Origin of the sequence: Geomonas limicola (assembly GCF_014193675.1) — a bacterium.
Classification (GTDB): Bacteria; Desulfobacterota; Desulfuromonadia; order Geobacterales; family Geobacteraceae; genus Geomonas; species Geomonas limicola.
Genome location: NZ_BLXZ01000001.1, coordinates 225,177 through 246,254 on the forward strand (window position 1 = coordinate 225,177; position 21,078 = coordinate 246,254).

Consider the following 21,078-nt stretch of genomic DNA (forward strand, 5'->3'; position numbering starts at 1 on the left):
ACCGGAAAAGATGAGCATTTTTCTATAACACAAAAAGAGGGGGTTATGCCAGATTTTTCCCGGCACAGAGCCTGCGGCTCAAGGCGGCAAATTCGTCGAGCGACAGGGTCTCGCCGCGCCGTTTCGGGTCGATGTCGCAGGCCTCCAGGGCGCTCTGGACTTCGTCGTCGCTCGTCTCCAGCCCGGCACCGCGCAGCGAGTTGAGCAGGGTCTTGCGGCGCTGGTTGAAGGCACCTTTCACGATGCGCCTGAAGAGATCCTCGTCCCCCACCTCGACCCGCGGCGCGGCCAGCGGGGTAAAGCGCAGCACGCAGGAGTCCACCTTGGGGACGGGCCGGAAACAGCCCGGCTTCACCAGGAACTCGCGGCAGATGTCGAAGTGCAGCCGCAACAGTACGGTGAGCGCGCCGTAGTCCTTGCAGTTGGGAGGCGCCACCAGGCGGTCCCCCACCTCCTTTTGCAGCATGAGCACCAGCCGGTCGAAACGGTCGCAGCACTCGAGAAACTTGAAGAGTACCTGCGAGGAGATGTTGTAGGGGAGGTTTGCCGCCACCTTCCACTTCTGTTCGGGGGCCCGGCTTAAGAGCTGGCGCAGGTCGACCCTCAGGATGTCGCCGTGCCCGATCTCCACGTTGGGGAGGTTGCCGAACTCGGCGTTGAGCAGCGGCAGGAGGTCGCGGTCCCACTCGACGGCAAGAAAGCGTGCGCCACTGGCAACCAGGTGCCGGGTCAGGGCACCGCGCCCCGGGCCAACCTCGAGGATGGCGTCGGCGGCAGTCGGGTCGACACAGTCCACGATGCGGGTGAGCACGCTGTCGTCGACCAGGAAATTCTGGCCGAAGGCCTTTTTGGCGCGGATCTTCTCCATTTACAGGACCTCCGGGAGTCGTTGGGAAAGGCGGTCAAGGGGCCAGACCGGCAAGGCGTCGAGGTCGAAGCCGCTGCGGTACCCGTGGGCGAGGTAGTAGTCGCCGGGGACGGCAATCATGGCGGCATTGTCGGAGCAGAGCAGCGGCGAAGGCATGGCGAGTTCGACTCCCTGCTCAGCTGCGAAGGCTGCCATGGAGCGGCGCAGGCCGCTGTTGCAGGCGACCCCGCCCGCGACCACTACGCGCTTGATGCCGGTTGCCGCCACTGCGGCCGCAGTCTTGCGGGTCAGGACATCGCAGACCGCAGCCTGGAAGGAGGCTGCCAGGTCGTTGAGGCCCGAGGTCGCGGCCTCCGGGTGTTTGCCCAGGTGGGTGAGCACCGCGGTTTTCAGTCCCGAGAAACTGAAGTTGAAGCTGCCGTCGTTGATGAGCGGGCGGGGAAACTTGATCGCCTTGGGGTCGCCGGATTGGGCAAGCCGGTCGATGGCGACCCCACCGGGGTAGGGAAGGCCGATCAGCTTGGCTACCTTGTCGAAGGCCTCGCCTGCCGCGTCGTCCACCGTCTGCCCCAGCGTCCGGTAGCGCCCGATCCCGTCCACCCGGTACAGGTGCGAGTGCCCCCCGGAGACCGCGAGAGCTATGAAGGGGAACTCCACCGGTTTTTCCAGGAACACCGCGAGGAGGTGCCCCTCGATGTGGTTCACGCCGACCAGCGGGATGCGCCGCCCGAGGGCAAGCCCCTTGGCGACCGAGATCCCAACCAAAAGCGCACCGGCCAAGCCGGGCCCCTGGGTGACCGCAACTCCCTCCAGTTCGGCGAGCGAGACTGAAGCGTCGCGCAGCGCCTGTTCCACGACCAGGGAAACCGCCTCCAGGTGCTGGCGCGAGGCGATCTCGGGGACCACACCGCCGTATTCGGCGTGCACGTCGATTTGCGAGGCGATCACGTTGGAGAGGACCGTGCGGCCGTCTCTGACGACGGCGGCCGAGGTCTCATCACAGGAAGATTCGAGGGCAAGCAGCAGCATAGAAAATAGAAAGGGCACAGCCGCGGTGCCCTTTAACCTCCAGGAAAAAAGCTGAAAACAGTGAAGAGCGTTTTAAGTCACGCTCCAGGTTCTACTTGTTGCTGACTTCTTCAGGCAGAGCAGTCAAAGCGCCCTCCGGGTCTGCAGCCTAAAACGGAGAACGTAGAACCTGGAACCGATTCTGGTTTGGCGGCATTGTCAATGGTCCATCGTCAATTGTCAATTGCTTTTACAGCGTTTTTACAGCAGATTGGCCGCCAATTCGGCAAGTTCTGAGCGCTCGCCCTTCATCATGGTGATGTGGCCCGAGATGCTCTGTTCTTTCAGGCGCTCGACCAGGTAGGTGAGGCCGTTACTCTCGGCATCCACGTACGGGTTGTCGATCTGGTACGGGTCGCCGGTCAACACGATCTTGGTCCCCTCCCCCGCCCGGGTCACGATGGTCTTGATCTCGTGCGGGGTCAGGTTCTGGGCCTCGTCAACGATGAGGTACTGGTTCGGAATGGAGCGCCCCCTGATGTAGGTGAGCGGTTCGATCTCCAGGATCCCCATGGCCATCAGTTCCTTGTACCCCTTGCTGTGGCGCTTCTCCCCCTCGTGACCGGTCAAAAGGAGCTCGACGTTGTCGAAGATCGGCTGCATCCACGGGGTGAGCTTTTCCTCCAGGTCACCCGGCAGAAAGCCGAGGTCGCGCCCCATCGGGAAGACCGGACGGGAGACCAGGAGCCGGTTGTAGACGTTCTCCTCGGCGGTCTTCTGGAGGCCGGCCGCGATGGCGAGCAGCGTCTTGCCGGTACCGGCCTTGCCCACCAGCGAGACGATCTTGATGTCGTCGTCCAAAAGGGCATCGAGGGCAAACGACTGCTCCCGGTTTCTCGGGAACAGGCTCCAGACCCCTTCCTGCCCCGCCCCCTTGAGCGGCAGGACCCGCTTGGAACGCCCGTCGTACCGGGCGATTGCCGAGTGTGACTCGTTGCCGGCCTCGATCAGGGTGACGTACTGGTTGGGGAGCAACCTCGCCTCGAGCTCGAGCCAACCCTGGCTATAGAAGCGGTCGATCACCTCGGCAGCGACTTCAAGCTCGCTGATCCCGGTGTAGAGTTCGCTGATGGACACCTTGTCCGACTCGTAGTCCTGGGCGGCGAGCCCCAGGGCGTCGGCCTTGATGCGCAGGTTGGTGTCCTTGGTGACCAGGATGACCGGCACCGACTCGGTTTCCATGAGGTCGACGGCCACCGCGAGGATCCGGTTGTCGCCGCGTTCCTCGCGCAACTCGGGAGGCAGGCGTTTCATCACCTTCTCTTCGTAGATCTCGATCCGCAGGCTGCCGCCGTTTTCCAGCTCGATTCCCTGGGAAAGCGATCCCTTTTTCCGGAAGGCGTCCATGATGCGCGAAACCTGGCGGGCGTTTCTGCCGGTCTCGTTCATGTCCTTCTTGAAGCGGTCGATCTCCTCGATCACCGTGATCGGGATAATGATGGAGTTGTCCTCGAACCTGCCAAGGGCCTGGGCATCGTAAAGAAGAACATTGGTGTCGAGCACGTAGATTTTCTTCATGTCAACCTCCTGTACCTTATCGCATCTCAGATAAACCAGCTTTTCCTCCTGCCGTGCCTGCTCTGCAGCTGTTCTCATGATAGTTCTGCCCCAACCAGAATGACCGCTGGTCAGAGGCGAATCTGGTGTTCGCCCTGCGGTTTAGCCTTTTTCGTCGATTTCATTAAGCGCCCTCAGGAAGTACTCGATGTCTTCGGGGCTGGTGAAGTAGCCGGGGCTCACCCGCACCGTCCCGGCAGGATAACTGCCGATGGTGCGATGGACATCCGGCGCACAGTGCAGGCCTACCCGCACACTGATCCCGTAGGTGCGATCCAGCAGGAATCCGATGCTCGCCGGATCCTGGCCGGCAAGATTGAAAGAGATGGCATTGCCACGCTCGGCCCCCGGTGCCGGTCCGTAGACCACGGCTCCCGGCAGGGCGCGCAGCCCCTCCAGTACCTGTTCGACCAGCTGTTGTTCCTTTGCTGCTATCTGCTGCAGCCCCACTTCCTTCACGAACTCGAGACCTGCCAGCAACCCGGCGATCCCCGGGGTGTTCAGGGTGCCGCTTTCGAAGCGGTCCGGAAGTTCCTCGGGCTGCTCGGGACTACTCGCCTTGCTTCCGGTCCCCCCCACCAACAGCGGGTCGAGATCGACCTCGGGCCCGAGGGCGAGAATGCCGGTTCCGGGAGGACCGAAGAGCCCCTTGTGCCCCGGCGCCGCCAAAAGGTCGATGGCAAGTTCCCGCACATCGATCGGGAAGTAACCGGCGCTTTGCGCGGCATCGACCAGGAAGTAGGCGCCGCTTTTTTTGGCAATTCGGCCGATTTCTGCTATGGGCTGCAGGTTCCCGGTCACGTTGGAGCAGTGCGCCAGGGCGACCAACCGGGTATTGGGGCGCAGCGCAGCAGCAATATCGGCCACCCGCACCGAGCCGTCGGGCTGCCCCCCTACGAACGTCACCTCTACGCCGCGGGAGCGCATCAGGTGGAGCGGGCGCACCAAGGCGTTGTGCTCCATGGTGCTGGAGACCACATGATCGCCCGGCTTCAGAAGTCCGTTAACCGCGATGTTGAGGGATTCCGTTGCACTGTGGGTGAAGATGAGGCGGGAAGAATCGGTGACACCGAAGAAGTCTGCCAGTGCTGAGCGTGCCGAGAAAACGATGCGTGCCGCGTCGAGCCCTTGCTGGTAACCGCCCCGGCCCGGGGCCACGCCAACTTCCCGCATCGCTGTATCCATCGCCCGGTACACGGATTCCGGTTTCGGGAATGAGGTCGCAGCGTTATCGAGGAAGACGGACATACACAATTACTAGCACTTTGGTCCTGGTTTGGCAACCGGTTTCATGAGATTTAAGGCACCAGGCGTTCCGGGTCGCGGCCGGTCACCCCCAGTTCGTTCAAGAGCCGCTCGGTGAGTTCCTGTTCCACTTGGGTAATGGAAATATCGGTCTCCGGCACGTTATCCACCTTGCCGCCGGCCATCATGCCGTGCCCTCCCGCGGTCCCCATACCTGCCACGAGGGCACGGATCAGTTCGCCGGCGTTAATCCTTTCATTAGCGGTTCGGATGGAGAGTATCATCTCCGAATTGTAGTGTCCCATGGAAAGCACCGTTTCCACCCCCTCCAGCCTGAGCAAAAGATCGGCGAGTTCCGAGACCAGTTCCGGGAACTGCACCGCCTTCAGTCCGGCTACCAGCACGTTGCCGTAGAGGACCGTGTGCTCGAGAGCGCTATGGAGCGACGTGAAGTACTCGCGCGGCAAGGGGGGGCGCGTGATCTCGTTCAACAGCGTCTTGTTGGCCATGGGAAAGAGCGTCAGGTAGGCATCCCGGTCGGCACGCCTCGCCTCGCGTCCCAGATCCTGGGTCTCCGACTTGATCGCGTAGAAGACCGCCGTCGCCAGCTTGGTCCCCAGCGCCACCCCCTGCACCTTGAGGTACTCGTAGAGGATGGTGGCCGTGGTGCCGTACTCGGGGCGGATATCGACCCAGCGGCAGGCGGCACTCGACTCGCGCATCGGGTGGTGATCGATGACGATATCGACCCGGGTCTCCGGCGGCAGCGAGTTGTTGCCGGTACCGGGCTGGGTGTCCAACAGGCAGATAACCTGGTACATCTTGAGATCGATAATGGGAAACGGGGTCAGCGGAATCTGCAGGGACTTCGCCATGGCGAGGTTTTCACTACGGCCGATCATCCCGGAGAAGGCGATCACCGCCTCCTTGTTCAGGCGGACCGCAAAGAGGTGCCGGAGTGCCATCGCCGAGGCGAGCGAGTCGGGGTCGGGATTGTCGTGCACGATGATCAGGATGCGGCCGCGGCCGCTGACCCAGGTGAGCATCGAGTTGGTATAGGTCAGAAGGTCAGGAAGTCGAGCATTGAGTGTCACGAAATCACCCCCCGAAAAGCGTCTACCATGTGTGAGTGTAGCCCACCGGTACCGGTTAGGCAAGACTCTCATTATGACAGAGAGGGGTGGCTGCACGATGAAGGGCTGCGAGCGGAAAAGCCCGCGATATGCGGTGGGAATGCCATCCTGATCGGGCTTCAAAATTCCGGAGAAATTCATTAAGCAGTTTCATCGGGTGTCCCGCCTGCAGCGCCCTTCCCGGCAAGGTGTCATAAACCATACGGGTCCTCGGGGGAGTTTCCGAAAGTACCAACGAAAAAGGGGGGGCAATCGCCCCCCCTTTGAATCTAACCGCTGGTTCGACGACCTTAGAACCGGCCGCGAATCAACTCCGCCGTAGCCACGATGGAGGTCTGCCCCTTGGAGTTCGCTTCACGAATTTCCGGACGTATGGTCGGCATGGAGAAGTGCACCGTGCCATGATCGTACTCGGCCAGCGACCGGGTCGCCATGATGGTACCATAGGTCGCGCCAGCAAGTACCCCAGCCGCGGCCCCGTAGCCGATGTAATCGAAGTGCTTGCTCGGTTTCTTGGTAAAAGCCATCACTGCGGCACCGACCAGCCCGCCGGAGAGTCCGCCATAGAGGCAGTCCTCGAAAAACGACTTGAGACTGGTATCAGCCGCCAAGCAGGGCGTCGCGAGAAAAACCAGGGTGAGCGCCATGGCGATGCTGCGTTGAAGCTTGTACATGCAAAAACCCCTCGTCTGCTGGTGTGGCACTTCGCACACCGTATTAGCAAAAAAGGGGCCATAAAACAAAAACATAGCCAGAGAGATGGGTATCCACCCGGTATTTAAGGGTTTTATTTTGATGCCACATGAGTGACAATTATAAAAAAGGGTGCTGAAGGATTCTCATGTGTCCTTTGCGCCTCACCTGTCGGCAAGATTGACTGAAAAGTGACTGATTTTCAGCTATTTGGCTAACCAACGTCAAAGCACGGCAAGGTGTGTCAATTTTGCTACAGCCCTGCAATGAGCCCCTGTACCAACTGAAGCTCATCCTCCCGACTGTGCACCGAACCGTTCAGCCGCGCGCTCAATACCGCGTCCAGGATCTCGCGGTAGCGCGGTCCCTTGGCCAAGCCGAGCTTTTTCAGGTCGTCCCCGCGGACCAGGGTGCGTACTCCCTGCAGCTTCGTGAAGTAGAGCGAGATGCAGCGCCTGAGCTCGGCGTTTCGGGTTTTCGCCATCTGGTAGAGCAGCACCTCTACCGGAAGCCCGCGCAGGAAGAAGTAGATCTCGCTGTTGTCGAGTTTTCCCTGCTGGATGAGTTTGCGTTCCAGGCCCGCCAGCAGTTCGTTTCCCTGGCGCCGCGCCAGGGCCAACTTTTCCTTGAAGTGCTCGCTCACCGCAAGCCGGTTGCAGGTACTCAGGAACTCATCGTCGTTCAGGCTGTCGCACAAGACCAGGAAAAAAACTGACCAGCTCTCGTAGCTTGCCTCGAGGTAGAGCATGTCGTACCAGGAGACCACGTAACGGGCGTCTTCCAGCATCTCCTGCAGGGTAAGGGAGAGTTCGAGGTCGGGGTGGATGAAACGCAGCAGCCCCAAGGAGGCCATGCGCCCGATCCCCTTGAGGGGTTCCTTCTCCTTGAGGATCTGGATCAGTTCGGTCAACAGGCGACGCCCGCCCAACTTCTCGAGAAACTCCATCTTCACCGCGTTTTTGATCAGGTCCTCGGTGTGGCGCGCTATCTTGAAGTTGAGGCGCTGTTCGAAACGGATGGCACGAAACACCCGGGTGGGGTCTTCCACGAAGGAGAGGTTGTGCAGCACCCGGATCACCTTGGCCTGCAGGTCCCGGTAGGCTCCGAAGTAGTCGATGAGGGTACCGAACGAGGCGGCATTCAGGCGGATGGCGAGCGTGTTCACCGTGAAGTCCCGGCGGTAGAGGTCCATCTTGAGGGAGGAGTGTTCCACGGTCGGGAGCGCACCGGGTGATTCGTAGTATTCCAGGCGCGTGCTGGCGACGTCGATCTTGCTGCCGTCCGGGAGGACGATTACGGCGGTGCCGAACTTCTGGTGGCTTTTGACACGACCGCCGTGCTGCACAGCAAAGGCCTCGGCGAAGAGGATGCCGTCACCCTCGACGGTGACGTCCATGTCGGCGTTGTCGTGCCCCAAGAGGAGGTCACGCACGAAGCCGCCCACGGCATACACCGGAAGCTCCAGACGGTCGCCGACCCGCCCGAGATCGTGCAGGACCCGCACGGCAGCCGGCGCGAGGTTGCGGTTCATCAGGCTCTCGATCTCGCGGTTTTTCACCTGCTGGGCATCCCGCGCCAGGTCGTAGAGGGCCTCGCCCCCCAGGCTGTAGCGCAACAGGTCGGTGCGGGTGATCACCCCTACCAGTTGCGCGTCCGAGAGGATCGGAACCAGTCGCACGTCGCCCCCCACCATGTACGCCTGGATCTCGCTGATCGGCGTATCGGGGGTGGCGGTCAGGAATTCGGAGTGCATGTAGTCGGCAACCGGCACCTGCCCCAGGTTGTGGTAGAGCGCCTTCTCCACGATCTTGCGCGAGATGATGCCACGCACCTTCTTGCCGGCGACCACGGGCATGGCGCTTACGTTGTAGCGCACCAACTGCTCCTGGGCCTGCTCGATAGTGCAGGTAGGCGGCAGGGTCTTGACCGGCGAGGACATGATGTCCCGGGCCAGGCGACGCGGGTCGACACGCTGACGGAGCACCGTTTCCAGACGCTCCAGCACCTGAATCAGCGTAAGGCCGCGCACGGTGGCCGAAGCCGCGCTGGCGTGGCCGCCCCCCCCCAACTCCTGCAGGATCTCCCCTACCCTCACCTCGGGGATCCGGCTGCGAGCGATCACGTAGACCCGATCTCCCATGCCGACCACCAAAAAGAGCGCCTGGAGGTTCTCCATGTCCCGGATCATGTGGGCGAGCCCCGCAATTTCCCCGACGTAGCGATCTACCGAGGCCTGCGCGATGGAGATATCCACCCCCTTGTAGGAGGTGGTTTTCAGGGAGTTCAAAAGGTCGTTCAAAAGCGAGACCTGCTCGGCGGTAAGCTCCTTGCCGATCGAGTTGGCCACCTCGTTCAGGTTGGCCCCGCGCTCCAAAAGCCAGGCAGCTGCCGCGTAGTCCTCCGCGGTGGTCGAGGGATAGGTGAGGTTGCCGGTATCCTCGTGGATGCCGAGCATCATGAGGGTCGCCTCGAAGGGGGACACCTCGATGGCGCGCTGCATGAGGAAACTGACCAGGATGGTGGTAGTCGAGCCGCAGGGGCGCACCACCCCCCCGGTGGGATTCAAATCCCCGGTGGAGCGCGGGTGGTGGTCGAAGATATGGATCTCGAGCCCCCCCGCCTTGGCGAGTTCGCCGAAGCGGGCGATGCGCGAGGAGTGCTGGCAATCGACGATGATCAGGCGGGTTATGCGGGAAAAGTCGATCTCTTTCAGGCGGGTGAAATCCGGAAGGGGGCCGGGCTGTTTCTGGAAGAAGTCCCGCACCCCCTTTTCCTGCGCCCCCGAGAAGACCAGCAGGGCCTCGGGGTAGAGTTTCTTGGCTGCAACCATGGAGCCGATGCAGTCGAAGTCAGCGTTGACGTGGGTAGTGATTATCTCCATCAATTAACCGTCAGTCCGGCGTAGGCCACGACCCGGTTCAGGTCGCCGTTCACCTCGCCGCTCGTGGTATAGCGCAACAGGCGCGCTGCGCTGGCGCCCAGTTCCTTGGCAGCCACCAGCATCACCGCGGCCGGGACCACGCCGCACATGGTGATGTTGCGCTGGCGGCACACCCTGAATAGCCCCTCCGGGTCCATGGCCGCGATCTCGGCGAGGGCGAGGTCGTCTTTTTCCTTGGCGGATCGGGCATTTTCGTAGTGAGTCATATCGGAACTTGCCACGATGAGGACCGGGGCGCCGTACTCTTTGATCGCCTCGGCGATGCCGTGCCCCACCTCCTGGATCGAGGGGAAGTCGCTTAAAGAGAGGCAGAGCGCGGCGATGCAGACCTGGGGATTGCGCTGCTGCAGAAAGGGGAGCTGGACCTCGAGGGAGTGTTCGAAGCGGTGCGCCGAGGGGTCTTCCTGGACCCGGGGGGTGTGCTTCAGGATCAGCCCGGCGAGTTTGCTATTGATGGGAACCGGCCCCAGCGGAGTGAGCCACTCCCCGGCCGGGGCCAGGGCGACCGGCGCACCAAAGCCGGTATGGTTGGGGCCGAGTACCAGCACTGCATCGGGGACTTCCACCACGCCGTAGACCTCGCCGGCCACCTTGCCGGAATAGATGTATCCGGCGTGCGGCACGACGATGCCCAGCACCGGGGTCGGCTCTCCCGGGGCAATCATGGTATTCACCTCCTCGCGCAACTGGTCCGGGTCTTCGGTGTAAAACTTACCGGCTACTGCGGGCTGACGTATCATGGAAGCCTCCCTTGGTGCCGTGAAACCGGAATGGGCGCGGCCTAAGCAGCCGGGCATGGTGCTTATTCTAACAGAGGGCTACGGGGCTTCAACAGGATCGAGCGGCAGCGCCGGCTGGTCCGCGAACGGGTCGGGTGGCGCCAGTTCCTGAATCTCCTTCAGGGTGGGGAGCGCGTTCAGGTCCTTAAGCCCGAAGAGTTCCAGGAACTCGCGGCTGGTACCGTAGATGAGCGGCTTGCCCGGCACGTCCTTCTTCCCGAGAATGCGGAGAAGCTTCTTTTCCAGAAGGCTCTTGAGCACCCCGCCGGAATCTACGCCGCGCAGGTACTCGATCTCGGCACGGGTGATGGGCTGGCGGTAGGCGATGATGGCGAGCGTCTCCAGCGCAGACTGGCTGAACTTGACGCCGCGGCTCTTGGTGAGCCTGCGGATGTAGTCGGCGTGCTCGGGTCGGCTGCGCAACTGGTACCCGCCGGCCACCTGGGCCAGCACGATACCGCGCTGTGCCTCCTCGTACTCCTGCACCAGCTCCTCGAGCGCACTGCGGATCGCCGAGCGTTCGAACTCCTCCAAAAGGAGCGCCAGGCGGTCCAGGGTAAGCGGCTGGTCGTACACGAAGAGCAGACTCTCGATGATGGTTTTCAGCGTCCTAGCCGACAAGAATCTCCTCCTGTTCCAGCTCTTCCTCGAGATACTCGGATTGAGCCGACGAGGTGAGCCAGATGGATCCCAGGCTCTCCGCCTGGGTGATCTTGATGAGTTTCAGCTTGCAGAGCTCCAGGATGGACAGGAAGGTGACCACCAGGAGGTCCCGGGTCATCCCGTCGTGAAACAGCGAGTCGAAGCTGATGGTCTTGCCGCCGTGCAAAAGCGTCAGCACCTGGCTGATGCGGTCGGCGATACTGATGCCGTCGGTGATCACGCTGTGGAAGGTTTCCACCGACACCCTGCCGAGCACGCGCCGAAAGGCGTCGATCAGCTCGAAGAGTTCCACGTCGATCGGCTCTTCCTTCGGGGCGTTCTCCGAGATCTCGTCCGAGTCGAATTTCCGGGCGAACACCTCGCGCCCCAGGAGGTTTCGGCTGGTGAGCTGGTAGGAGGCGTCCCGGTAGCGCTGGTACTCGAGGAGCCGGCGCACCAGCTCGGCGCGCGGGTCTTCCGGTTCGGCGTCCTCTTCCTCCGGGGTGACCGGCAAGAGCATGCGGGATTTGATCTGCAAAAGCGTCGCTGCCATCACCAGGAACTCCCCCGCTATGTCCAGGTTGAGTTCCTTCATCAGGTCGAGGTATTCCAGGTACTGCTTGGTGATCGAGGCGATGGGAATATTGTAGATGTCCAGCTCATTCTTCTTGATGAGGTGGAGCAAAAGGTCGAGCGGCCCCTCGAACTCCTCGATCTGCACCCGGTAGGCGTTCTCGAGGGAATCGGCAAACAGGTTGGATTGCATCGTTTCCAGGGGCAAAGGCAACTCCGGGGAAAGGCGTTGGGTGGTTGAGTCGTTGAGCAGGTTGACGGCAGTTCTTGCCCCTACTCAACGACTCGGCACGTCTACCGTGGTTCTAGACCTTGAGCGCGGCGCGAACCTCGCGCATGGTTTCCTTGGCCACCGCTTCCGCCTTGCGGCTTCCCTCGGTCAAAACCTCCTCGACCAGGCCATCCTGCGCCGCCAACTCCTCGCGCTTGGTGCGGAACGGCTCCAGGGTGTCGATCATGCACTGGGCCAGGATCTTCTTGCAGTCCACGCAGCCCAGGGTCGCGTTGCGGCAGTTAACCACGATCTCCTCGCGCTTCTCCTGGGGAACGTACAGAGAGTGTAGCGTGAAGGCGACGCAGCGGTCCGGCTCGCCCGGGTCCTTCTTGAAGGGACGCAGGGTGTCGGTCATCATCGAGAGCACCTTCTTGCGGGTCTCTTCCGCGCTATCGGAGAGGAAGATCGCGTTGCCGTAGGACTTGCTCATCTTGCGGCCGTCCAGGCCGAGTACCTTCGGGGTTTCGGTCAAAAGCGCCGCCGGCTCGGGGAACACCGGGCCGTAGAGGTGGTTGAAGCGTCGGGCGATTTCGCGGGTGATCTCCAGGTGGGGGATCTGGTCCTGCCCCACGGGGACGCGCGCAGCCTTGTAGACGATGATGTCCGAGGCCATCAGGACCGGGTAGCCCAAAAAGCCATAGGTGGAGAGGTCCTTGGTCTCCAGGTTCTCCTGCATCTCCTTATAGGTAGGGTTACGCTCCAGCCAGGCGACCGGGGTGATCATGGAGAGGATCAGGTTCAGTTCGGCGTGCTGCGGCACCATGCTCTGCTCGAAGATCACGCTCTGCTCGGGGTCGATGCCGAAAGCGAGCCAGTCCAGCACCATCTCGCGGATGCTGTCCTTGATGCCATCCGTGTTCGCGTACTCGGTGGTCAGAGAATGCCAATCGGCTGCAAAGAAGAAGCACTCGAAGTTTTTCTGCAGTTCCAGCCAGTTGGACAACACCCCGTGGAAATGTCCCAGGTGCAGTTTCCCGGTGGGTCTCATGCCGCTTACGATACGCTTGTTGTTCATGGGTACGGACTCCTTTGTGGCTGTTGCTATCGTTAAGACGATGAGGTCGAAATTTACCTCATCATCAACTTGGTTACGCCGAAGACTAGGTTAGCGTGCGGACCGGCCAGGAGGCGAATCCCGAAGTTGAGGGCCGGAAAGATCACGTAGCTGAAGGCATCGGTAAAGAAAACCAGGGCGATGATGATGATCATGCCGAAGGGTTCGACCCGCGCCAGGAGCATCGAGAGGCGGTACGGCAAGATCCCCACCGCTACCCTCCCCCCGTCCAGGGGCGGCACCGGAATCAGGTTGAAGACCCCTAAGAGCAGGTTGACGTAGACCGAGAAGGCGAGCATCAGGGTGACCGGATCGACGATGCTGGAGGCCGGCGAGTGATCCGGCAGTCCTGCGCTTGCCGCGATGAGTCCCCGCATGGCCAGGGCCGAGACGCAGGCAAGGGTGAAGTTGGTGATGGGGCCCGCGATGGCGACCCAGATCATGTCGCGTTTGGGATGACGCAGGTTGTGAAAGTTGACCGGCACCGGCTTCGCCCAGCCGATCCCCACCACGAACACCATGAGGGTACCGAGGATATCCAGATGCTTGAGCGGGTTGAGGGTCAGCCGTCCCAACATCCGCGCGGTACTGTCACCGAATTTATCCGCGATGAAGCCGTGGGATACTTCGTGGCAGGTGATGGCCATCAGTGCGGGAACCAGCATGATGGAGAGTTTGACGAAGAATTCTTCCATGTTGTCCTAGCCAAAATTCAGTATAAACATAGTCCTCTAGCAGATTGGTGTCGGAAAGTCAACGAAAGCCCCGGCCACCTGGAAGGGTCGCCCCGAAGAAGCAGAAACGCTTGCGTATAGATCAATACCGTCCGGGACGTGACCACCGCGGGGTGGTATGAAACGGGAACAGCTTGCTCGTCTGGCAGAGAGGATTGTATCTGGCAAGCAGTCGGGCAAGCAGAACTGTGTCCTCTTAAATAGTAGGTAACAGTTACGTAACAAAGAGCTCAAGAGATGAGCAAGGTCGTCTCCACGAGAGACTTCCAGAGACATTTTATCTGACAATACGCGTCCTTAGAGGTCCAATCCCGACTCAGCACGGCCGTTCACCGTAGAAACTGTAAGCACAAGAAATATTTGCAAGAAACCCCATTTTGTATATGATGAGTCTTCACGCTGATACACAACCTCGGCACAACCCTTTACCTGATAGAAAGGATCCTCTGGTACTACCGGAATGAATATCTCTAACAGCAACACTTCTGTTGAAAATCACGCGGGAAAGAGAGCAAACGAAACCAGCAGATCGACCGTCCTCGGCAGCGTCTCCCTGCTTGCCGCGGTGCTGGCCCTTTCGGGCTGTGCGGTCGGACCTGATTTTCGGAAACCTGCCTCCCCTGCGGTAACCAGCTTCACCGCGCTCCCCCTCCCCGCCTCCACAGCATCGGCGCCGGTCCCCCAGGGCGAAGCACAGCGCATCGTCAGTGGGCGGAACATCCCGGCCGAGTGGTGGACACTTTTTCACAGCCAGCCGCTCAACGACTTGATCACCCAGGCGGTGCAGCAGAGTCCGAACTTGGCGGCCGCGCAAGCGGCGCTGCGCGAGGCGGCCGAACTGCGCCGCGCCCAGTACGGGACACTGTTCCCCACGGTCGACGCAGGTTTCTCGGCGACCCGGCAGAAGATCTCGGGGGCCTCTTTCGGCCAGCCCAACGCCGGGAGTTCCCTCTTCAGCCTGTACAACGCCTCGGTGAACGTCTCGTACAACCTGGACCTGGCCGGCGGCACGCGCCGTGCGCTGGAGGCCTCACAGGCCCAGCTCGACTACCAGCGCTACCTCCTTGAAGGGTCCTATCTCACCCTCACCTCGAACCTGGTGACCACAGCGGTGCAGCAGGCCTCGCTCAAGGCGCGCATCCAGGCGATCAACGAGATGATCGCGGCCCAGGAGGAACAGGTACGGCTCACCGAGCGGCGCCTGGAGTTGGGAGCCGGGACCCGTCCCGAGCTTTTGGCGCAGCAGTCCCAACTGGCCCAGACCCGCACCAGCCTCCCGCCATTACAGAAGGAACTGGCGCAGTCCCGGCACCAGATGGCGGTTTTGGCCGGCCGTTTCCCGTCCGAGGCGGCTGCCCTTCCCGAGTTCGACCTGAACGGATTGAAGCTCCCCGAGGAAGTCCCCTTGAGCCTCCCCTCAGAGTTGGTGCGCCAGCGCCCGGACATCCTGGCGGCCGAGGAACAGCTGCACCAGGCGAGCGCACAGGTCGGAGTCGCGACTTCAAACCTCTTTCCGAAGATCACCCTCACCGGAGGCTTCGGGCCGCAGGCGGTCTCCTTCGCCGACCTTTTCACCAGCACCTCGCTCTGGTCCATCGGGGCCAACGTCTTGCAGCCGATCTTCCACGGCGGCGAACTGCAGGCCCGGCGCCGCGCTGCCAACGCGGCATTCGAGCAGGCCGGGGCCCAGTACCGCGTGACGGTGCTGCAGGCGTTCCAGAACGTAGCCGACGTCTTGCGGGCACTCGAGATGGACGCCCAGGCGCTCAAGGCCCAGGCCGAGGCGGAACAGGCGGCACGGGCCAACCTGGAATTGACCCGCAGCCAGTACGCCCTCGGGGCGGTGAACTACCTCTTCCTGCTCGACGCCGAGCGCCAGTACCTGCAGGCACGCATCACCCTGGCGCAGGCCCAGGCGGCACGGCTTGCCGATACGGCAGCGCTCTTCCAGGCACTGGGGGGCGGCTGGTGGAACAGGGATAGAGGGGATACGGCACATCAGGACCAGAACAAACAGGGATGAATGGGATACACGGGATACTGCAAGATCCTTTAAGCGACCCGGGAAGCCTTTACACAACAGAATCTATTCCACCATTGGAGCCGTAGCACATGAAGAAACGGATCATATACGCAATCATCCTCCTCATTCTCGTCGTCGCCGTCCTTGCCGGTATCAAGGCCCTCCAGATCAAAGCCATGATCGACGGGGGCAAGAAGTTCGTGATGCCGGCCGAGACGGTCACCACCACTACCGCCCACCCGGAAACCTGGGACTCCAGCCTTAATGCCGTCGGAACGCTGACCGCGGTCCAGGGGGTAACCATAGCCGGTGAACTTGGCGGCAAAATCGTCAGCATCGGTTTCCAGCCCGGCAGCCTGGTGAAGAAAGGCGACATCCTGGTGGCCCAGGACGTCAGCGCCGAGCAGGCGCAGCTCCAGGGGGCGCTCGCCCAGGTACAGCTCACCCGCTCCACGCTGGAGCGCGACAAGAAGATGCTCGCCGAGCGGATCATCTCGCAGGCCGACTACGATACCGCCCTGGCCCAGAAGGAACAGGCCGAGGCCCAGGTGGCCAACATCCGCGCCACCATCGCCAAGAAGACCATCCGCGCCCCCTTCACCGGCAGGCTGGGAATCCGCCAGGTGAACCTGGGCCAGATGCTGCGCGAAAACGACCCGGTGGTGACCCTGCAGAGCCTCAACCCGATCTTCGTCGACTTTGCCCTCCCCCAGCAGCAACTGGGACAGCTCAAGGTAGGCCAGACCATTCGCGTCACCTGCGACGCGATTCCCGGGCTCAGCACCACGGGCAAGATCACCGCGATCAACCCGCTGGTCGATGCCGACACCCGCAACGTGAAGGTGCAGGCCACCATCGAAAATGCCTTGGAGCGACTGCGCCCGGGAATGTTCGTCAACGTGGCGGTAGGACTTCCGGTACGCCAGAAGGTGCTCACGATTCCGACCACCTCGGTCCTCTACAACCCGTACGGAGATTCGGTCTTCCTGGTGGTGGACGCCAAGGAACAGCAGGAACTGGAAGCCAAGGAGGCCAAGGCGTCCAAGGTGCCGGGCAAGCAGCCGGGACCGCAGGGCCCGCCGCAGGCCCAGACCGGCAAGGTACTGCGCCAGCAGTTCGTGCGCCTGGGCGAGAAGCGCGGCGACCTGGTGGTCGTCACCAGCGGGCTCAAAGAGAGCGATGTGGTGGTCAGCACCGGCGTCTTCAAGTTGCGTAACGGGCAATCGGCCATTATCGACAACAAGCTCGCACCGAATTTCCAGAAGGCACCCAAACCGGAGAATAATTAGCCGTGAAGATAACCGATCTTTTCATACGCCGCCCGGTCCTGGCCGCGGTGGTGAGCCTCGTCATCATCATTGCCGGTCTGCAGGCGATCAAGACTCTGCAGGTGCGCCAGTATCCGCGCAGCGAAAACGCCACCATCACCGTCAGCACGGTGTACGTCGGCGCAAGCCCGGAACTGGTACGCGGCTTCATCACCACCCCGCTGGAGCGCGTCATCGCCGCTGCCGACGGCATCGAGTACATCTCGAGCCAGAGCACCCTGGGTCTCTCCACCATCTCGGTGCGCCTCAAGCTCAACTACGATTCCACCAAGGCGCTCGCCGAAATCTCTTCGAAGGTGGACCAGGTGCGCCGCGACCTGCCGCCGGAAGCGGAGGTACCGACCCTCAACATCGAATCAGCCGACAGCCAGTTCGCTTCGGCCTACCTCACCTTCAACTCGGAGATCCTGAAGCCGAACGAAATCACCGACTACCTGGTACGCGTGGTGCAGCCGCGCCTCTCGGCAGTTCCCGGCGTGCAGCGCGCCGACATCCTGGGCGCCCGAACCTTCGCCATGCGCATCTGGCTCAAGCCGGACCGGATGGCGGCCCTTGCCATCACCCCTGCACAGGTGCGCCAGGCCCTGGCCGCCAACAACGTCCTCTCCGCCCTGGGGCGCAGCAAGGGGTCCTACATCCAGGTGAACCTCACCGCCGACACCAACCTGAGCACGGTCGACGAGTTCAGGAAGATGGCGGTGCGCCAGTCCGGCGGCACCATCGTGCGCCTGGGCGACATCGCCGACGTCACCTTAGGCGCCGAGGACTACGACACCGAGGTGCGCTTCTCCGGGCAGAATGCCGTCTTCATGGGGATCTGGCCGCTCCCCAACGCGAACTCCCTCGACGTCATCAAGGCGGTGCGCGCCGAGATGGCCAACATCCAGCGCGACCTTCCTACCGGGCTTAAAGCCGGCATCGCCTACGACGGCACCAGCTACATCTCCGACGCGATCCACGAGGTCTTGAGCACCCTGGGCGATACGCTGCTGATCGTCATGCTGGTGATCTTCCTCTTCCTGGGCTCGTTCCGTTCGGTGCTGATCCCGATCGTCGCCATCCCGGTCTCGCTCATCGGCGGGGTGTTCCTGATGCAGTTCTTCGGGTTCACCGTGAACCTGCTGACCCTTTTGGCCGTCGTTCTCTCCGTCGGCCTGGTGGTCGACGACGCCATCGTCGTGGTGGAAAACGTCGAGCGCCACATGCGCGAAGGAAAGACGCCGCTCGAGGCGGCACTCGTCGGCGCGCGCGAACTGGTGGGTCCCATCATAGCAATGACCATCACCCTTGCCGCCGTGTACCTCCCGATCGGCCTGCAGGGTGGTCTCACCGGAAGCCTGTTCCGCGAATTCGCCTTTACCCTCGCCGGTGCGGTTACCATCTCCGGCATCGTCGCCCTCACCCTTTCGCCAGTGATGTCGGCGACCCTGTTGCGGCCGGGCGCCGAGGAGCGCGGTCTTGCCGGGCGCATATCGCGCGACTTCGAGCGGCTCAAGAACCTCTACGGCCGGATGCTCAGCTGGACCCTGTCGGCGCGTCCCGCGGTCTACACCGTCTGGCTGGTGATCTCGCTTTTGAGCATCCCGATGTTCACTATGTCGGCCAAGGAACTTGCCCCGATGGAGGACCAGGGGGTCATCTTCGGCATCCTCGATTCCGCGGCTAACTCGACCATCGACCAGAACGTCCACTTCTCGAAGGCGATCAACGACATCCTCATGAAGGTCCCGGAACGCGAGTTCACCTTCCAGATCACCATGCCCAACTCGGGCTTCAGCGGCCTGGTCACCAAACCGTGGAACGAGCGGCACCGGACTGTGTTCCAGATCCTCCCCGAGGTGCAGGCGAAGCTGCAGGCACTCCCCGGCGTGCGGATCTTCCCGGTGACGCCCCCTGCCCTCCCCGGTGGCGGCGACTTCCCGGTGGAATTCCTGATCACCTCGACCGCCGACGCACCGGAGATCCTGGGTTTTGCCCAGCAGCTGCAGGCCAAGGCCGCGGCAAGCGGCATGTTCGCCTTCCCGCCGCTCATCGACGTGAAGATCGACCAGCCGCAGACCGATATCAGCATCGACCGCGACAAGGTGGCGTCGCTTGGGCTCAACCTCTCCCAGGTCTCCAACGATCTTGGTGCCCTGGTGGGCGGCAACTACGTGAACCGCTTCGACATCTCCGGCCGCAGCTACAAGGTGATCCCGCAGGTGCAGCGCACCGACCGGCTCAACCCCGACCAGATCGAGAACGTCTACGTAACCGGTCCCAACAACTCCGTGCTGCAGCTCTCCACCATCGCAAAGCAGCGTGACTCGGTAGTTCCGCGCTCCTTGAACCGGTTCCAGCAGAAGAACGCGGTAAAGATCAGCGGCGTCGCCATCCGGCCACTGGACGAGGCGCTCAAGTTCATGGAAACTGAAGCTGCCAAGGTCCTGCCCCAGGGCTACCTCATCGACTACACCGGGGAGTCGCGCCAGCTGCGCACCGAAGGGAACAAGTTCCTGCCGGCGTTCGGTCTCGCCATTATCCTGATCTTCCTGGTGCTGGCGGCGCAGTTCAACAGCTTCCGCGACCCGTTCGTCATCCTGGCCGGATCGGTGCCACTGGCGATGTTCGGCGCCCTGCTCTTCACCTTCCTGAAGATCCCGGACCCGAACACTCCTTTCTGGACCAAGGGGTGGACCACCACCCTCAACATCTACTCCCAGGTCGGCTTGGTCACCCTGGTCGGGCTGGTATCGAAGAACGGTATCCTGATCGTCGAGTTCGCCAACCAGTTGCAGATGAAGGGGTTGAGCAAGCTCGAGGCAGTGCACCAGGCGGCCATGACCCGTCTGCGCCCGATCCTCATGGTTGCCGCTGCCACCATTGCCGGCCACTTCCCGCTCACTCTGGTGACCGGCGCCGGCGCCGCCGCCAGGAACTCCATCGGTCTCGTGCTGGTGGGCGGCATGGCAATCGGCACCATGTTCACCCTGTTCATCATTCCGTCGATCTACATGCTGATCGCGAAGGACCACGAGAAGGACCGCAAACGTACCGAGGAGGTCAACGCCGCCGCGGCACAAGGGTAAGAGAAAAACGTTTTGTTACATAAGAAGGGGATGCAGGGGGGTAACCCCGGCATCCCCTTTTTTTGTTTTGCGATGATACCGATAAGTCTGATCAGCAGGCCCCAGAAAGCTATGCTTCGTTGACGGTAACCCTGCGCCCATTGCCCCACAGTTGCAGGACCACCGCACCGGCAAGCAGCGTGGCGCCCCCCAGCCCTTGCAGGGTGCTGATGCGTTCCCCCAAAAGGACGGCGGAGAGCAGCACGGTGATGAGCGGTTCGAGGGTGCTGATAATGGAGGCGTTGGTGGCACCGATGAGGCGCAGGCCGGCGAAAAAGCCGATGACACCGAAGATGGTGGGAAACACCGCGATGCCAACAATGGCGAGCCAACCGTTCGGGCTTACCCGGTAGATAAGATCCCCGGTCGCAGCGCCGTAGCACAAAAAGGCCAGCCCAGCAGCAGTACAGACGTAGAGCGAGGTGACCAGCGGATCGATATCCTTGAGTATCCGGTTGCCGATCAGGATGTAGCAGCTGTAGATGACGGCCGCCCCCAAGGCTGACAGCACCCCCTCCAATTGCACCCCATCGAACGACGCCCCCAGTAAGAGCACCAGTCCTCCGGTACACAAAAGCAGTGCCGCCCCCTTGGTCAGGTTGAACTGCTCCACACGGGTCAAAACGGCGAGGACGGTAACCAGCGCCGGATAGGTGTAGAGCAGCATTCCGGTGAGCGAAGCGGGAAGGAAGTGGATGCTGTTGGCGTACAGCCCTGACATCCCCCCGTACCCTACCGCTCCCATCAGGATGAGCTGCACCGCAGTCTTTCGGCTAACGGTGAGTCGGGTCCGGTTCAAACGCAGGATGCAGAACAGGAAAGCGCCGGCCAGCAGGAACCGGCCAGCCAAAATGGTGGTGATGTTCGCGCCGCCTTGGAAGGCGAATTTGATCAGGATGCCAAGCGTGGCAAACCCGGCGGCTGATGCGACGATGAACCAGGCACCGCGGTTTTGGTCGGTCATAACAAAGGTTTGTCCTTCCTCATGAAATTAGCTCGGTGGTTATATTTATCCACCCAAGGGTGACGATGATTGCTGATGGTGTAGAGTGAGGCTTC

At 61.9% G+C, this 21,078-nt stretch carries 16 protein-coding genes; 3 read left to right on the forward strand and 13 right to left on the reverse strand.

Translation table 11 applies throughout. The features are described 5' to 3' along the window. Positions 1-43: 43 nt before the first annotated feature. The 12 genes from rsmA to H7688_RS00950 form a co-directional block, all read right to left on the reverse strand. The gene (rsmA, locus tag H7688_RS00895; RefSeq protein ID WP_183359144.1) at positions 44-868 is read right to left on the reverse strand and encodes a 16S rRNA (adenine(1518)-N(6)/adenine(1519)-N(6))-dimethyltransferase RsmA; all 825 of its coding nucleotides are present in this window, start codon (positions 866-868) and stop codon (positions 44-46) included. Then, positions 869-1,897 (reverse strand): tRNA (adenosine(37)-N6)-threonylcarbamoyltransferase complex transferase subunit TsaD, encoded by a 1,029-nt coding sequence (gene tsaD / locus H7688_RS00900; protein WP_183359145.1) that lies wholly within the window; start codon positions 1,895-1,897, stop codon positions 869-871. A 240-nt stretch (positions 1,898-2,137) separates the two neighbouring features. Then, a complete protein-coding gene (locus H7688_RS00905; protein WP_183359146.1) occupies positions 2,138-3,454 on the reverse strand; it encodes a PhoH family protein in 1,317 nt (438 codons plus the stop codon). Positions 3,455-3,595: 141 nt separating this feature from the next. Then, complete coding sequence (locus tag H7688_RS00910; RefSeq protein WP_183359147.1) at positions 3,596-4,741, reverse strand: aminotransferase class V-fold PLP-dependent enzyme; 1,146 nt, start codon at positions 4,739-4,741, stop codon at positions 3,596-3,598. Positions 4,742-4,791: 50 nt separating this feature from the next. Continuing rightward, positions 4,792-5,832, reverse strand: a complete 1,041-nt coding sequence (locus H7688_RS00915; protein WP_281379379.1) for a DHH family phosphoesterase — start codon at positions 5,830-5,832, stop codon at positions 4,792-4,794. Positions 5,833-6,161: 329 nt separating this feature from the next. Beyond that, positions 6,162-6,545, reverse strand: a complete 384-nt coding sequence (locus H7688_RS00920; RefSeq protein WP_183359149.1) for a hypothetical protein — start codon at positions 6,543-6,545, stop codon at positions 6,162-6,164. 272 nt (positions 6,546-6,817) lie between these two features. Next, a complete protein-coding gene (locus H7688_RS00925; RefSeq protein WP_183359150.1) occupies positions 6,818-9,445 on the reverse strand; it encodes an A-adding tRNA nucleotidyltransferase in 2,628 nt (875 codons plus the stop codon). Further along, the gene (gene amrB / locus H7688_RS00930) at positions 9,445-10,245 is read right to left on the reverse strand and encodes an AmmeMemoRadiSam system protein B (RefSeq protein WP_183359151.1); all 801 of its coding nucleotides are present in this window, start codon (positions 10,243-10,245) and stop codon (positions 9,445-9,447) included. Before amrB ends, H7688_RS00925 begins: the two co-directional genes overlap by 1 nt. Positions 10,246-10,323: 78 nt before the next feature. Then, positions 10,324-10,905 carry an SMC-Scp complex subunit ScpB gene (scpB, locus tag H7688_RS00935; RefSeq protein WP_183359152.1) on the reverse strand — a complete coding sequence of 194 codons (582 nt, stop codon included), beginning with the start codon at positions 10,903-10,905 and terminating at the stop codon, positions 10,324-10,326. Next, positions 10,895-11,692 (reverse strand): segregation and condensation protein A, encoded by a 798-nt coding sequence (locus H7688_RS00940; RefSeq protein WP_246329665.1) that lies wholly within the window; start codon positions 11,690-11,692, stop codon positions 10,895-10,897. Before H7688_RS00940 ends, scpB begins: the two co-directional genes overlap by 11 nt. A gap of 112 nt (positions 11,693-11,804) precedes the next feature. Then, complete coding sequence (gene trpS / locus H7688_RS00945; RefSeq protein WP_183359154.1) at positions 11,805-12,788, reverse strand: tryptophan--tRNA ligase; 984 nt, start codon at positions 12,786-12,788, stop codon at positions 11,805-11,807. Between the two features lie 53 nt (positions 12,789-12,841). Continuing rightward, positions 12,842-13,522: a site-2 protease family protein gene (locus tag H7688_RS00950; RefSeq protein WP_183359155.1), complete on the reverse strand. Its 681-nt coding sequence runs from the start codon at positions 13,520-13,522 to the stop codon at positions 12,842-12,844. Positions 13,523-14,021: 499 nt separating this feature from the next. Between H7688_RS00950 and H7688_RS00955 the strand changes: the two genes are divergently transcribed. The 3 genes from H7688_RS00955 (at position 14,022) to H7688_RS00965 (ending at position 19,980) form a co-directional block, all read left to right on the forward strand. Further along, positions 14,022-15,584: an efflux transporter outer membrane subunit gene (locus H7688_RS00955; protein WP_183359156.1), complete on the forward strand. Its 1,563-nt coding sequence runs from the start codon at positions 14,022-14,024 to the stop codon at positions 15,582-15,584. A gap of 89 nt (positions 15,585-15,673) precedes the next feature. Further along, positions 15,674-16,873: an efflux RND transporter periplasmic adaptor subunit gene (locus H7688_RS00960; RefSeq protein ID WP_183359157.1), complete on the forward strand. Its 1,200-nt coding sequence runs from the start codon at positions 15,674-15,676 to the stop codon at positions 16,871-16,873. A 2-nt stretch (positions 16,874-16,875) separates the two neighbouring features. Further along, positions 16,876-19,980, forward strand: a complete 3,105-nt coding sequence (locus H7688_RS00965) for an efflux RND transporter permease subunit (protein WP_183359158.1) — start codon at positions 16,876-16,878, stop codon at positions 19,978-19,980. A 109-nt stretch (positions 19,981-20,089) separates the two neighbouring features. On the opposite strand, the gene H7688_RS00970 is transcribed toward H7688_RS00965, so the two are convergent. Next, entirely contained in the window at positions 20,090-20,983 is an 894-nt protein-coding gene (locus tag H7688_RS00970) for a DMT family transporter (protein ID WP_183359159.1), read from the reverse strand. Positions 20,984-21,078 lie beyond the last annotated feature (95 nt).